Genomic DNA, 13,344 nt, shown 5'->3' with positions numbered 1-13,344 from the left:
GCGGGCGTGTCGTCTCGCTCGCCGTCATCATCGCTACAGGCGTCAACAGCGACGGACGGCGCGAGATTCTGGGTATGGAGATCGGCACCGCGGAGGCCGAACCCATCTGGACCGCCTTCCTTCGCAAGCTGACGCGGCGCGCGCTGAGAGGCGTGAAGCTGGTCGTCTCCGATGCTCATGAGGGGATCAAGGCCGCTGTCTCCAAGGTGCTGTGCGCCAGCTGCTAGCGCAACGGTGGAACCAGCAGGAAAAACGCCGCCGCCACCGCCAGCGCGGCGGCATTCAGCCCGAACAGAAGCGCCCCGAGCTTCACCCCGCCAGCAACGCCCGCATAGACGGCCTTCGCAAGCGTATTGACGCCGGCCGCCACCAGCACCGCCGCAGCGCCCGTCACTGAGGCGGGACCCATTTTGGCAACAGAGAGGGTGATGGCATCGACGTCGGCAAAGCCCGAGATGGCCGCCACCGCCATCAGCCCCGCCCCGCCATAGACGCTGTGGGCGATGCCCGCGGCCAGCATCACGGCACCCAGCATCGCGCCGAAGCGCAGGACCTGCGAGAGCAGGAAGGGGTTCTTGTGGGCGAGGTCCTCTGCCTTCGCCCCGCCGTTCTTTCCCCGGCCGATCAGCACCCAGGCGGCAATCGCCTGGACCAGCGCTGCCGCCAGGAGCGGTACGGCGAGCGCCAGCGCCAGCGAAAGGTTCAGCACGCCGGCAAGGACGAGGACGCGCGCCATCATCACCGCCCCCGAGGCAAGGATGCTGCCCGCCAGCAGCCCCAGCCTTGCGGCGCCTGATCGCGCGAGACCCGCCAGCGTCAGCGTCACGGCTGTCGAGGAGATGAGCCCGCCCAGCGCCGCCGCCATGACGAGCCCGCGCGAGGGCCCGGCGATCTTCACCGCGACGTATCCCAGGAAGGAGATCGCCGCGATGAGAATAGTGATCAGCCAGAGCTCATGCAGGTTGAGCGTGCCCCACGGATCAATGGGGCGGTCGGGCAGCAGCGGGAGCGCGATGAAGGTCATCGCGGCGAGCAAGAAGCCGGAGCGGAGCTCGTCCCATGTGATGCGGGAAATCCAGCCGTGAAGCTGCGTCTTGTAGGCCAGCAACCCGACGGTGACCACGCCCGCCCCGGCTACGATCTTCATGTCGCCCAGCACGGCGGAGGCGCCCAGCATGAAGGTGAGGAGCGCGGCCACCAGCGTCGTGGCGCTGTAGTCGCCCTCACGCTGGCTCTCCCGCGAGATGAAGGCGGCCATCACCGCGCCCGTCGTCACGAAACCCGCCGCCAGCAAAATGCGGTCGCCCCCCAGCGACAGCATGCCGAACATCCCGCCCATCAGGCCGATCAGCGAAAAGGTCCGAAGCCCCGCCGCGCGCTTCCCCTCCCCCTCGCCCCGTTCCTTCCAGCCGCGCTCAAGGCCGATGACGAAGCCCAGCGCCAGGGCCAGGCCGAGGCGGGTTGCAAGCGAAGTGATGTCCATGAGCGGATGCTACAACAGCCGACGCTGCCTTGTCTCGGGCTGTCAGACTGGGGCGTCGAGCACGCCTTCCAGTATGTCGTATTCGTCGCCATCCACGGATGACCAGAGCGACTCCCAGGTGGCCGCCGTGGACAACTGGTAGACTTCGGCCTGGCACAGGGCGCGGCTCTCTTCCAGGATGCGGATGATGGCGATCTCGTCATCATCGTCGGTCGAGCCGCTGAGGAGCGCGTTGATCATCGCGGTCTTGATGCGGAAGGGCGCCTGCCCCAGCAGGGAAAGCGCATGGAGCTCGCTTGCGATCAGCCGGGCCTTATCGTCATCGTCGGTGCCAAGAATGGATGCGACAGTGATCTCGCCCAGCAGCGCCTCCGGCAAATTGGACACCAGCGTCACCAGATCGGTAATGCTGCCAGCGACACCGCCCAACGCCGCCGCAATGGCATTGAGGATCCCAGGGTTAGGCGCCGCGGCCGGGAAATTGTCGATGGCGGCCTGCAGCGCATTGGTGAAGCGGTTGACGGTGGCCTTGGCCTCGCCGCTGCCAGCAAGCGCGACCAGCCGCGCCGCGGCGGCGAATTCCGGCTGCAGCCGCACGCATGTGTCCCGGCATGCGATGCGCTGTGCATTGGTCATTGGCAGCGGCCGCGCCATGTCAAGGATAACGTCATAGAGCGGGAAGTAATCGAGGCGGGCCAAGGCCGAGCAAATGCGCAGCGTGTATCGGGTCTCATGCATCAGCGCCACCAGTTCGCCCCCGCGGTGCAGGCCGGCCCCGGCATACTGCGTAACCGTTGCGGGATCGATGGCGGCAGCGCCCGCCATAACCACGCGCTCACGAAGGGCGGCCCGCGTCACATCCTTCAGCAGGCGCTGCTTGTCAGCCAGGATCAAGTCGATTTCATCGCCGCGGAACGGCGCGGGCCACGCCAGCAGGAAGTTGCGGAAGCATTGGTCCAGCGTGGGCGGCGCGTTGTAGTCGAGCACGGCAAGGTGACGCCGCCCCAGGCGATAGGGCGCATAGTCGCGCTGGTCCAGTACACGCACGAGACCCTGCGCGACATCGTCGAGGTGGCTTTCGGGCAGTTCGTCGTCCAGCCCCGGCCAGCCGCCGATCGCCTGCATCATGCGGATCAGCTCATAGGAATTGTCCGCCCCCGCCATGAGATCCCGGATCTCGTCCTCCTCGTCGTCGCCGGTGGCGCCGGAGGCAAGGTCATAGACGCGTTTGGCCAGGTCCTTCCGGATGTTCTGGCGCAGGCTGAGGCTGCGCGGGTCGAAGTCCACCGCATCCGAACCGAAATAGCCCCGCAGGCTGGAATTGCCGCTGCGTTTGACGAAGGCCCGGACATTGCGCATGGCACAGAGCCTTCACTGCAGCGCGACAAGTATCGGAATGAGGCCCGTGCCCGCGGCGTGCGGGGCCATGGCCTTGCCGATGACGGCGCCGAAGGCCCGCGCGGGGTCGGCAGCTTTCATCGCATGGCCCGGCGTGGCCGAGGAGGTGAGCAGGTCCCCCGTGGCGATTGCGCCATAAGCCGCATCGACCTTGCAGAAGGTGCGCCCGACCAGCGCTATCGGCGAGCGCCGCCGGGTGTCGGCCGGATCGCGCCCCATGACGATGCCCGGACGCAGGTCCCCCGCCCCCGCCACCACGCCGGCCACGGCACGGTCATAGGCCTCGGTGCACGGCAGCAGGCGGCCGTCCGCCGCCATCACCATCACGCTGCCGGGCTCGGCCGGGGCTGCATCGGCAATAACGAACTCCTCGGCACAATCGGCGCCGGGAAACGACACATCGCCGGTGACGATCACATTGCCCTTGAAGAAGGCGGCCGTGCCATCCGTGATATGTTCGACATGCAAAGCAGAGACGCCGGCCGGATTCTTCTGGAACACCGCCGCAGCGGCTTCCACCGCGGACCGCGTTTCGCAAACCAACGCCCCGCGCGTGACACTCTGGAAGAAGCCGCCGAGGCCCCTGTCGTTGCCGAGGCCGACCACGCCCGCGCCGCTGCCGAAGGTCTGCCCGATAAGCCCGGCACCGCCGCCCCCGGGATTGCTGGCCACGCCAGAGATGGCAGGGTCCATCGCCGCCGACGATGTTTCGGCCACTAGGCCGGGTCCGTCCGAGACGGCATTGATCGCTATTTCCTGGGTGTCAGTCCTGATCGTCAGCTTGGCCATGGCCATCCTCCGGTAATCGGCGCGTTATGGGGCTGCACGTCTTGGGCCGGCGGGGCTGCACCGCGTCAACCGCCCCTCAGCACGGGTATATCCTTAACCGGGTTGGGCAAGGGGCTCTTGCAGGTGGTATAGCCATCGAAGCGCAGGCGCGACCAAATGGCTGGCCCTGTCTCGGCATTGGACGCGCGGGTGCAGATGAAAACCTGCACATTGCCGGGCTTGTCCGGATCGATGTCCTTCTCGGACAGCGGCGTTACGATCAGCACGTCTCCGACCTGCCCGTCACAGGGCACTTCGGTCGCGCGGAACAAAGGCCTGATATTGAGTTGTTCGACAGCCATGGACCACCTCTTGTTGGGCAGTGAAAGGCACGATTACGATGCACGCTGCGCCCAAACGGATACCCGCTTCATCAAGCTAAAGAATGAGCGCATTGTGACATTGCGTCAAGCCGGAATCACAGCGGAATATTGTCGTGCTTCTTCCAGGGGTTCTGCAATTCCTTGCCGCGCAGCATGTTGAGCGCGCGCGCAATGCGCTTCCTTGTCGAGTGCGGCATGATCACCTCGTCGAGGAAACCGCGCTCGGCGGCAACGAAGGGATTGGCGAAGCGCTGCTCATAGTCCTTGATGCGGGCCTGGATCTTCGCCGGGTCGGAGAGTTCCGAGCGGTAGATGATCTCGGCCGCGCCCTTGGAGCCCATCACCGCGATCTCGGCGGTGGGCCAGGCATAGTTCACGTCGCCCCGCAGGTGCTTCGACGCCATGACGACATAGGCGCCGCCATAGGCCTTCCGCGTGATGACGGTGATCTTGGGGACGGTGGCCTCGGCATAGGCGAAGAGCAGCTTGGCGCCGTGCTTGATGAGGCCGCCATATTCCTGCGCCGTGCCAGGCAGGAAACCGGGCACATCGACCAGCGTCACGATGGGGATGTTGAAACAGTCGCAGAAGCGCACGAAGCGGCCGCCCTTGCGGCCCGCGTCGCTGTCGAGCACGCCTGCCAGCACCATCGGCTGGTTCGCCACAATGCCCACGGTGCGGCCGTTGATGCGGGCGAGGCCGGTGATGATGTTCCTCGCATGCGCCTCCTGGATCTCGAAGAAGTCGCCCTCGTCCACGGCCTTCAGGATCAGCTCCTTCATGTCATAGGGCTGGTTCGGATTGGCGGGGATCAGCGTGTCGAGCGAGGGGTCGATGCGGTCCGCGGCATCGAAGCTCGGCAATTCGGGAAGGGGCGAGGTGTTGGAGGATGGCAGGAAGTCGATGAGCCGCCGCATCTGAAGCAGGGCCTCGACGTCGTTCTCGAAGGCCTTGTCTGCAATGGAAGACTTGGTGGTGTGGACGGAGGCGCCGCCGAGCTCTTCGGCGGTCACCGTCTCGTTGGTCACGGTCTTCACCACGTCAGGCCCGGTGACGAACATATAGCTCGTATCGCGCACCATGAAGATGAAATCCGTCATGGCCGGCGAATAGACGTCGCCGCCCGCGCAGGGGCCCATGATGACGGAAATCTGCGGGATGACGCCCGAGGCCATCACGTTGCGCTGGAATACCTCGCCATAGCCGCCGAGCGCGTTGACACCTTCCTGGATGCGCGCGCCACCGGCGTCGAACAGGCCGATGATGGGCGCGCGGTTCTGCAGCGCCATGTCCTGGATCTTGGTGATCTTGCGGGCGTGCGCCTCCGACAGCGAGCCGCCGAACACGGTGAAGTCCTTGGCGAAGACATAGACCACCCGGCCATTGACCGTGCCCCAGCCCGTCACCACGCCATCGCCCGGCAGCTTCTGGTCTTCCATGCCGAAATCGGTGCAGCGGTGTTCGACGAACATATCGAACTCCTCGAAGGAGCCTTCGTCGAGGAGCAGCGCGATCCGCTCCCGCGCCGCCAGCTTGCCCTTGGCATGCTGCGCGGCCACGCGCTTTTCCCCGCCACCGGCCCTGGCCTGCACACGGCGGGCTTCAAGCTTCTCGAGGATCTCCTGCATGGGCCACACTCCGGGAAATATCTGTCTTTCCCATGTGTTAAGGCCCTTGGTCCAAGCCGTCAAATCAGCCTTAAGGCTATGGGCGGGAGAGCGCCATGAACCGGCAGCAGGCCATGAATTCGGTAAACCGGGCCGCCCGCCGCGCCTGGGCCTCGGCATCATGGCCCCAATGCTCGATCTGGTAGTCCTCGTCGACATGGGCGGCGATCCAAGCAGCCTCGGGAACCGTCGCCCGGCGGGCCAGCATCATGGCGATCAGGGCCGAGCCGGTCAGCGTCATGACCGAGTGGAAGGCGGCCAATTCGAAGTCGGTGAGCGGCTTCACCGCCTCGCCGAAGGCGGCGCGTGCCGCTTCGGGCTGCGGGCGGTGGAGGATGCCGCCGGTGACCTCGAAGGGCGCATCGAGATCGGTGCGCGCCCAGTCGACGATGGGATCCCAGGCCCTGGCCTGGCGCTCGACGAGCTGCGGCGGCCGGTCGGCGCGGTAGCAGACGAGGTCCGAGTTGGCATAGTCCAGCAGCTCCTGCAGAATGGCCGCGCGGTGCGCGCCCACCCGGTCGATGGCAGTGTTGGCGAGCTTCGTCAGGTACATGGTGGCGGGCTTCATCTCGCCGCCCTGCTCCGCCCATTCGGTGGCCACCGCCTCGGCGAGCGCCCGGGTGGGCAGCCGCAACGGCGCCTTGATCGGGGTCTTCACCGGGCGGCCATCGAGTGCGATGCCGAGATCCCCAGTGACGGTCACGTCCTTGTAGAAGCGGCGGCGGGTCGTCATGTCACGCCTGCCCCTCCGCGAAGCGCCCGGCGTCATAATCGAGGAGCTTGAAGGTCTTCAGGAAATGTTCGGGCAGCGGCGCGGAGATATCGACCGTTCCCTCGCGAGGGTGCGGGAAGACGATGCGCCGGGCGTGGAGGTGAAGCTTCCTGTCCATGCCATCCGGCAGGCCCTGGAGCCCGCCATATTTTTCGTCCCCCCAGATCGGCGTGCCGATATGGGCCATATGGGCACGGAGCTGGTGCTGGCGGCCGGTGACGGGCTTCAAGGACACCCAGGCCGCCACCGGCGGCGTGCGGTCGAGCACGTTGTAGAAGGTGACCGCGCGCTGCTCATCCTCCTCCTCGCCTTCGCGCGAGGCGCGCATCCGGTCGCCCTCCGGCCCCTTGGCCTTGATGAGGGCCACCTCGATCCGCCCCTGCGGCGGCTCAGGGACCCCCTTCACCACGGCCCAATAGGTCTTCTTCACCGCGCGCGTGGCGAAGAGCTTGCCGAGTGCCGCGGCAATCGACCGGCGCCTGGCGATGACGATGACGCCCGAGGTGTCGCGGTCCAGCCGGTGGACGAGCAACGGCCGCTCGCCCAACTCCGCGCCAAGCCCCATCAGCAAGCCGTCGAGGTGATGATGCGTCTTGGCGCCGCCCTGCACCGCGAATCCGCTCGGCTTGTTGAGGACGAAGAGGTCCTTGTCCTCGTAGAGCACCATGGAGTCGAACAGCCTGCGTTCCTGCGCAGTGAACGGCTTCACGTCACCCCTGGGCGCATCCGCCGGGCGCGTGTCGAAGGCCAGGGGCGGCACGCGGATTTCCTGCCCGGCCTCGAGCCTGGTGTTGGTCCTGGCCCGGGCGCCTCCCACCCGCACCTGGCCGGTGCGGGTGAGCTTGTTGAGATAGGCGAAGGTCACCTGCGGGAAATGGATCTTGAACCAGCGGTCGAGCCGCATCCCGGCCTCTTCCGCCGAGACCACGTGCCGCTTGACCTCGCTCATGCCGCGTAAAGCGCGCGGATGAGGGCCAAGCCGGCGAAGACGGCGAGGAGCGAGATGACGACGGAGGCCAGCGCATAGCCGCCGGCCGCGGCGAGCTGCTTCCTCTCCACCAGATAGGCGAAATCCAGCGCGAAGGCGGAAAAGGTGGTGAAGCCGCCGAGAATGCCGGTGGTGAGGAAGGCGCGCGCCTCCTGCCCCATGTTCAGCTTCAGCGCCATCATCGCGGTCAGCACACCCATGATGAAGCAGCCCAGAATGTTGACGATCAGCGTATGCCAGGGAAATTCCGCGCCGAACATGCGCCCCGACCAGACATTGACGCCATAGCGCGCCGCCGAGCCGATGGCGCCGCCAAGTGCCACCCACAGCACCACCGGCATCACAGCCAGCCTTTGCCTTTGAAATAATAGTAGGGCAGCACAGCGGACATCACCATCAGCCCGATGGCCAGCGGATAGCCGAGCTGCCATTGCAGCTCCGGCATGAAGGCGAAGTTCATGCCATAGATCGAGGCCACCAGCGTGGGCGGCAGGAAGACCACGGCCGCCACCGAGAAGATCTTGATGATGCCGTTCTGCTCGATCGAGATGAGCCCCAGCACGGCGTCGAGCAGGAAGCTGATCTTGCCGGAGAGGAAGGTGGCATGGTCGGTCAAGGACACGATGTCGCGCTGCAGGATCTTGATGCGGCCCACATTCTCCTTGGCCTGTTTCTTGTCGGACTGCTGGTCGGCGATAGCCTGCATGAAGGCCACCGCCCGGCCAATGGAAACCAGGCTCTCGCGCATCTTGGAGACGAAGTCGCCCTCCTCGCCGATGTTCTCGATCAGCTCCTGCAGATTGACGCCCTTTCTCGGGTTCTGCTTGTGGGTGCCGGCCAGCGTGCGCTTGGCGCCGAAGGTCTTCTTCGATGTTTCGTCCACGATCTGACCGGCGCGCTCCAGGTGGTCGGCGGCGCGGTCGACCACCGCTTCCAAGAGCGAAATCAGAATGCCCCAGCCGCTCATCGAGGCGGACTGCGACTTCATCGCCCGCTTCACATAGGCCGGAAAGGCCTGCGGGTGGTGATAGCGCACGGTGATGAGCGTGTTGTCCTTGACGATGAAGGTGACGGGGGAGGATTCCGGCTCGTCATTCTCGCCGCGGCGGATCAGGTTCGCGGTCATGAACACCGCCCCGTCCTCCTGGTAGAGGCGCGAGGACGCCTCGATCTCGGCCAGCTCCTCGCGCGTCGGGATGTCGATCCCCAGCACGCCCTCGACCTTCGATTCCTCGTTGGCCGTCGGCTCCACCAGGTCGATCCACACGGCATCCGGCGGCAGGTCCGGCGGATCGGCCGGGAACTCGGTCAGGCAGCCATTGGCCGTGCCATACACAGTCATCATGGGGTGAACTCGGAGACCTGGGTTACGGGGGTACGGAGCCCCCTCCGTAACCCTCATGGCGGGGAATGGCAAGGTGGACCCCTGCATGCCGTCACCCTGGCGAAAGCCAGGGCCCAGCTTTGGCCTTTGGAGCCTAGGGAAAGCAGGGTCCCGGCTTTCGCCGCGATGACGGCGCTACGGGGAACCCCAGTCCAGAACCACCTTGCCGCAGCTTCCCTGCTTCATCAGGGCGAAGCCCTGCGCATAGTCCGCGGCCTTCATGCGGTGGGTGATGACCTTCCGCAAGTCGAGGCCCGATTGCAGCATGGCGATCATCTTGTACCAGGTCTCGAACATCTCGCGGCCATAGATGCCCTTGATGGTGAGCGACTTGAAGATCACGCGGTTCCAGTCGACCGTCGTCGGGCCCGAGGGAATGCCGAGCATGGCGATCTTGCCGCCCATGATCATGCGGTCCACCATCTGGTCGAAGGCCTTGGGCGCGCCTGACATCTCAAGCCCGATGTCGAAGCCCTCGCTCATGCGCAGGCGGTGCATGACGTCCGGGAGATCTTCACGCGAAACATTCACCGTCACCGCGTCCGTCACCCGGTTGCAGAGGTCGAGGCGGTAGTCGTTGATGTCGGTGACCACCACATGGCGCGCGCCCACGTGGCGGCAGACGGCGGCGGCCATGATGCCGATCGGCCCCGCGCCGGTGATCAGCACGTCCTCGCCCACGAGATCGAAGGACAGGGCCGTGTGCACCGCGTTGCCCAGCGGATCGAGAATGGCGCCGATCTCGTCATCGACTTCCGGAGGCAGATGGATGGCGTTGAAGGCCGGGATCTTGAGATAGTCCGCGAAGGCGCCCGGCAGGTTGACGCCGATGCCCTTGGTCTCGGGGTCGAGGTGGAAATGCCCGGCCCTCGCCATGCGGCTCTTCATGCCGATCAGATGGCCCTCGCCCGAGACGCGGTCGCCCACCTTCACGGTGCGCACGTGGCTTCCGACATCGGTCACGACCCCTGCGAATTCGTGCCCCACGACCATCGGCACGGGGATCGTTTTCTGCGCCCAGTCGTCCCATTTCCAGATGTGGAGGTCGGTGCCGCAGATGCCGGTCTTCGCCACCTTGATGAGGATGTCGTCCGGCCCGATCCGCGGCACGGGCTCGTCCCGCATCACGAGGCCTTCGGCGCGTTCGGCCTTCACCAGTGCCCGCATGTCAGATCACTCCCAGCTCCCGGCCCGCGGCGGTGAAGGCGGCAATCGCCGTGTCGATGTCCTCAGATGAATGCGCCGCCGACATCTGGGTGCGGATGCGCGCCTGGCCCCTGGGCACCACGGGGAAGAAGAAGCCGGTGACATAGATGCCCATGTCATAGAGCTTCGCCGCCATCTCCTGCGCCAGCTTCGCCTCGCCCAGCATGACGGGGACGATGGGGTGCTCGCCCGGCAGCAGCGTGAAGCCCGCGGCCGCCATGCCGGAGCGGAAGCGCTGCGTGTTGCCGAACAGCCGGGCGCGGAGATCGTCCCCCTGCTCCGCCATGTCGATGGCGCGCAAGCCGGCAGCCACGATGGGCGGCGGGAGCGCGTTGGAGAAGAGATAGGGCCTGGCGCGCTGGCGCATCAGGTCCACGATGGGCTGGCTCGCTGCGATGTAGCCGCCTGCCGAACCGCCCAAAGCCTTGCCCAGCGTGCCGGTGAGGATGTCCGCCTTGACGCCGACGCGGTGCGGCGTGCCGCGGCCCTGCGGCCCGATGAAGCCGGTGGCGTGGCAGTCATCCACCATCACCAGCGCGTCGAAACTGTCGGCCAGTGCGCGGACCTCGCCGAGCTTGGCGAAATAGCCGTCCATCGAGAACACGCCGTCGGTGACGATGACGATGCGGCGCGCGCCACCCTCGCGCGCGGCCTTGAGCTGCGCCTCGAGGCCGTTCATGTCGCCATTGGCATAGCGGAAGCGCCTGGCCTTGGAGAGGCGGATGCCGTCGATGATCGAAGCATGGTTGAGCGCGTCGGACACGATCGCGTCCTGCTCGCCGAACAGCGGCTCGAACACCGCGCCATTCGCATCGAAGCAGGCGGCGAAGAGGATCGAGTCATCCATGCCGAGATAGTCCGCAAGGCGGCGCTCCAGCGCGAGGTGGAGGTCCGAGGTGCCGCAGATGAAGCGCACCGAGGCCATGCCGAGGCCGTGGGTGGCGAGCGCCTCGTGCGCCGCCTTCAGCAGTTCCGGATGGCCAGCGAGCCCCAGGTAATTGTTGGCGCAGAAGTTCAGCACCTCACCGCTCTTCACGCGGATATGGGCGGACTGCCGGCCGAGGATGGGGCGCTCCACCTTCCACAGCGACTGGGCGCGGATGGCGTCAAGTTCGGCGGAAATATCGGCGAGGGTTGTACTCATGAGGCGATGCTAGCCCGCCTGCGCCTCATGTAGAAGGGTCGAAACCTCTCACCTGACGAAGACGCGCGTGCCGTTGGGCACGCTGCCGAAAAGCTCGAAGACGTCCTCGTTCAGCATACGGATGCATCCCGAGGAGGCCGCCCTGCCGATCGACCACGGCTCGTTGGTGCCGTGGATGCGGTAGAGCGTGTCCCGCCCGTTCCGGTAAAGATAAAGGGCCCGCGCGCCGAGCGGGTTCTGCGGGCCGCCCGGCATGGTGCGGGGGAGGTTCGGGTTCCTGCGGCGCATGTTGGCTGTGGGCGTCCAGCTCGGCCAGCGCGCGCGGCGGCCCACCACGGCCTCGCCCTGCCACTGCGCCCCGTCGCGGCCCACCGCCACGCCATAGCGCACCGCCCGGCCCGGGCCGGTGATGTGGAACAGGAAGCGGCTGGCCTTGTCGATGACGAGGCTCCCCACCGGCTCGCGCCCCGAATAGCGTACGTCCTGGCGGCGGAACTCTGGCGGAATCTTGCGGATATTGACGATCTCGATGTTGAAGGGCGTATCCGGGATGATGCCGGTGAACCATTCGGATTCCAGCGTGTCGCGCGCAGCGCGGGCAGGAGTGGCGAGGGCGAGAAGCGGGAGGGTAAGCAGAACCTGCCGGCGGGTGATGCGCATGTCGCAGCCATAGACCGGATGCGAGGCGATTTGAAGCCCCTGCACCATCGTGCTACCAGCGGGGCTATGACACAGCCCCTCCACATCGTCGGCGCCGGCATGGCAGGCTCCGAAGCCGCCTGGCAGGCGGTGAACCTCGGCGTCCCCGTGATCCTGCACGAGATGCGCCCCAAGGTTGGAACCGACGCCCACCGCACCGGCGGCTTTGCCGAGCTCGTCTGCTCCAACTCCTTCCGCTCGGACGACGCCGAGAACAATGCCGTGGGGCTGCTGCACTGGGAGATGCGGCGCTGCGGCTCGCTGATCATGACCATGGCCGGCCGCCACCAGGTGCCAGCCGGCGGCGCCCTTGCGGTGGACCGCGACGCCTTCTCCGCAGAGGTGACCGGGACGCTGAAGCGCCATCCGCTGGTAACGGTGGTTGAAGGCGAGGTCGATGGCCTGCCGCCGGAGCACTGGGAGAGCGTCATCATCGCGACGGGTCCCCTCACTTCCCCTGCGCTTGCGCAGGCGATCCGTTCGCTCACCGGCGAAGACTCCCTCGCCTTCTTCGATGCCATCGCGCCCATCGTGCACCGCGAGACGATCGACATGGACGTCTGCTGGTTCCAGTCACGCTACGACAAGGTGGGGCCCGGCGGCACCGGCAAGGATTACATCAACTGCCCGATGAACAAGGAGCAGTACGAGCAATTCGTCCGTGCCCTGATGGACGGCGAGAAGACGGATTTCAAGGAGTGGGAGAAGTCGACCCCCTATTTCGACGGCTGCCTGCCCATCGAGGTGATGGCGCAGCGCGGGCCGGAGACGTTGCGCCACGGGCCGATGAAGCCGCGGGGCCTCACCAATGCGCACAAGCCCAGCGAGAAGCCCTATGCGGTCGTCCAGCTCCGCCAGGACAACAAGCTCGGCACGCTCTACAACATGGTCGGCTTCCAGACGAAGCTGAAATATGCCGCGCAGGTGACGGTGTTCCGCTCCATTCCGGGGCTGGAGAACGCCGAGTTCGCCCGACTGGGCGGCCTGCACCGCAACACCTTCCTCAACAGCCCGCGCGTGCTCGACGGCCTGCTGCGGCTGAAGGCGAGGCCCGCCCTGCGCTTCGCCGGACAGGTGACCGGCGTCGAGGGCTATGTCGAGAGTGCTGCCATGGGGCTGATGGCGGGGCGCATGGCCGCCGCCGAGGCGCTGGGCCTGCCCTTCCACGTGCCCCCGCCCACCACGGCGCATGGCGCGCTCATCAACCACATCACCGGTGGACACATCGAGACCACCGACGGGCAGAAATCCTCCTTCCAGCCGATGAACGTCAATTTCGGCCTCTTCCCGCCCATCGACACGGTGAGGTTTCGCAACGGCAAGCGCATCAAGCACTCCGAACAGGCGGTCGAGCGGAAGCGCGCCTACACTGCGCGGGCGATGGCGGCGTTCGACGCGTGGCTGGGTGCGGCGGGGTTGAAGGCAGCGGAATAATCTCCCCTTGCTCCTGAC

The 13,344-nt window shown here is 66.3% G+C and carries 13 protein-coding genes and 1 pseudogene; 2 read left to right on the top strand and 12 right to left on the bottom strand.

Annotated elements, in window-relative coordinates:
- Nucleotides 1–221 (top strand): annotated as a pseudogene (locus IOC82_RS12350) (transposase); the annotation flags it as partial.
- Between the two features lie 2 nt (nt 222–223).
- Here the strand turns inward: IOC82_RS12350 and IOC82_RS12345 are convergent.
- The 12 genes from IOC82_RS12345 to IOC82_RS12290 all read right to left on the bottom strand — a co-directional run bounded on the left by IOC82_RS12345 (nt 224) and on the right by IOC82_RS12290 (nt 11,901).
- Nucleotides 224–1,483, bottom strand: coding sequence for an MgtC/SapB family protein (locus tag IOC82_RS12345; protein WP_290546497.1), 1,260 nt, complete (start codon nt 1,481–1,483; stop codon nt 224–226).
- Between the two features lie 42 nt (nt 1,484–1,525).
- On the bottom strand, nt 1,526–2,842 hold the full coding sequence (locus IOC82_RS12340; protein ID WP_290546496.1) for a hypothetical protein: 1,317 nt from the start codon (nt 2,840–2,842) through the stop codon (nt 1,526–1,528).
- 12 nt (nt 2,843–2,854) lie between these two features.
- A complete protein-coding gene (locus IOC82_RS12335; RefSeq protein ID WP_290546495.1) occupies nt 2,855–3,670 on the bottom strand; it encodes a hypothetical protein in 816 nt (271 codons plus the stop codon).
- A 65-nt stretch (nt 3,671–3,735) separates the two neighbouring features.
- Nucleotides 3,736–4,011 carry a hypothetical protein gene (locus IOC82_RS12330; RefSeq protein ID WP_290546494.1) on the bottom strand — a complete coding sequence of 92 codons (276 nt, stop codon included), beginning with the start codon at nt 4,009–4,011 and terminating at the stop codon, nt 3,736–3,738.
- Between the two features lie 116 nt (nt 4,012–4,127).
- Nucleotides 4,128–5,660 (bottom strand): acyl-CoA carboxylase subunit beta, encoded by a 1,533-nt coding sequence (locus IOC82_RS12325; RefSeq protein WP_290546493.1) that lies wholly within the window; start codon nt 5,658–5,660, stop codon nt 4,128–4,130.
- A gap of 76 nt (nt 5,661–5,736) precedes the next feature.
- Nucleotides 5,737–6,432, bottom strand: coding sequence for an ATP12 family chaperone protein (locus tag IOC82_RS12320; RefSeq protein WP_290546492.1), 696 nt, complete (start codon nt 6,430–6,432; stop codon nt 5,737–5,739).
- Between the two features lies 1 nt (nt 6,433).
- Nucleotides 6,434–7,420 carry an RluA family pseudouridine synthase gene (locus IOC82_RS12315; protein WP_290546491.1) on the bottom strand — a complete coding sequence of 329 codons (987 nt, stop codon included), beginning with the start codon at nt 7,418–7,420 and terminating at the stop codon, nt 6,434–6,436.
- A complete protein-coding gene (crcB, locus tag IOC82_RS12310) occupies nt 7,417–7,800 on the bottom strand; it encodes a fluoride efflux transporter CrcB (protein ID WP_290546490.1) in 384 nt (127 codons plus the stop codon). The genes IOC82_RS12315 and crcB overlap by 4 nt, the downstream gene beginning before the upstream one ends.
- Nucleotides 7,800–8,804, bottom strand: a complete 1,005-nt coding sequence (gene corA, locus IOC82_RS12305; protein ID WP_290546489.1) for a magnesium/cobalt transporter CorA — start codon at nt 8,802–8,804, stop codon at nt 7,800–7,802. The genes crcB and corA overlap by 1 nt, the downstream gene beginning before the upstream one ends.
- Before the next feature lie 174 nt (nt 8,805–8,978).
- Nucleotides 8,979–10,010 carry an L-threonine 3-dehydrogenase gene (gene tdh / locus IOC82_RS12300; RefSeq protein WP_290546488.1) on the bottom strand — a complete coding sequence of 344 codons (1,032 nt, stop codon included), beginning with the start codon at nt 10,008–10,010 and terminating at the stop codon, nt 8,979–8,981.
- Between the two features lies 1 nt (nt 10,011).
- Nucleotides 10,012–11,193, bottom strand: a complete 1,182-nt coding sequence (locus IOC82_RS12295; protein ID WP_290546487.1) for a glycine C-acetyltransferase — start codon at nt 11,191–11,193, stop codon at nt 10,012–10,014.
- 48 nt (nt 11,194–11,241) lie between these two features.
- Nucleotides 11,242–11,901: a L,D-transpeptidase gene (locus tag IOC82_RS12290; protein WP_290546486.1), complete on the bottom strand. Its 660-nt coding sequence runs from the start codon at nt 11,899–11,901 to the stop codon at nt 11,242–11,244.
- 18 nt (nt 11,902–11,919) lie between these two features.
- On the opposite strand from IOC82_RS12290, the gene trmFO reads away from it, so the two are divergent.
- Entirely contained in the window at nt 11,920–13,326 is a 1,407-nt protein-coding gene (gene trmFO, locus IOC82_RS12285; protein ID WP_290546485.1) for a methylenetetrahydrofolate--tRNA-(uracil(54)-C(5))-methyltransferase (FADH(2)-oxidizing) TrmFO, read from the top strand.
- Nucleotides 13,327–13,344: the final 18 nt, after the last annotated feature.

Source organism: Aestuariivirga sp. (genome assembly GCF_020252395.1).
Taxonomy (GTDB): Bacteria; Pseudomonadota; Alphaproteobacteria; order Rhizobiales; family Aestuariivirgaceae; genus Aestuariivirga.
Note: the sequence above shows the minus strand (reverse complement) of the source record. Positions and strands in the feature narration are given on the sequence as shown.

Coding starts and splice junctions, on each gene's coding strand:
- IOC82_RS12340 (WP_290546496.1), bottom strand. CDS start 2,842: ATGCGCAATGTCCGGGCCTTCGTCAAACGCAGCGGCAATTCCAGCCTG.
- IOC82_RS12315 (WP_290546491.1), bottom strand. CDS start 7,420: ATGAGCGAGGTCAAGCGGCACGTGGTCTCGGCGGAAGAGGCCGGGATG.
- crcB (WP_290546490.1), bottom strand. CDS start 7,800: ATGCCGGTGGTGCTGTGGGTGGCACTTGGCGGCGCCATCGGCTCGGCG.
- IOC82_RS12330 (WP_290546494.1), bottom strand. CDS start 4,011: ATGGCTGTCGAACAACTCAATATCAGGCCTTTGTTCCGCGCGACCGAA.
- IOC82_RS12295 (WP_290546487.1), bottom strand. CDS start 11,193: ATGAGTACAACCCTCGCCGATATTTCCGCCGAACTTGACGCCATCCGC.
- IOC82_RS12325 (WP_290546493.1), bottom strand. CDS start 5,660: ATGCAGGAGATCCTCGAGAAGCTTGAAGCCCGCCGTGTGCAGGCCAGG.
- IOC82_RS12335 (WP_290546495.1), bottom strand. CDS start 3,670: ATGGCCAAGCTGACGATCAGGACTGACACCCAGGAAATAGCGATCAAT.
- IOC82_RS12345 (WP_290546497.1), bottom strand. CDS start 1,483: ATGGACATCACTTCGCTTGCAACCCGCCTCGGCCTGGCCCTGGCGCTG.
- tdh (WP_290546488.1), bottom strand. CDS start 10,010: ATGCGGGCACTGGTGAAGGCCGAACGCGCCGAAGGCCTCGTGATGCGG.
- IOC82_RS12290 (WP_290546486.1), bottom strand. CDS start 11,901: ATGGTGCAGGGGCTTCAAATCGCCTCGCATCCGGTCTATGGCTGCGAC.
- trmFO (WP_290546485.1), top strand. CDS start 11,920: ATGACACAGCCCCTCCACATCGTCGGCGCCGGCATGGCAGGCTCCGAA.
- corA (WP_290546489.1), bottom strand. CDS start 8,804: ATGATGACTGTGTATGGCACGGCCAATGGCTGCCTGACCGAGTTCCCG.
- IOC82_RS12320 (WP_290546492.1), bottom strand. CDS start 6,432: ATGACGACCCGCCGCCGCTTCTACAAGGACGTGACCGTCACTGGGGAT.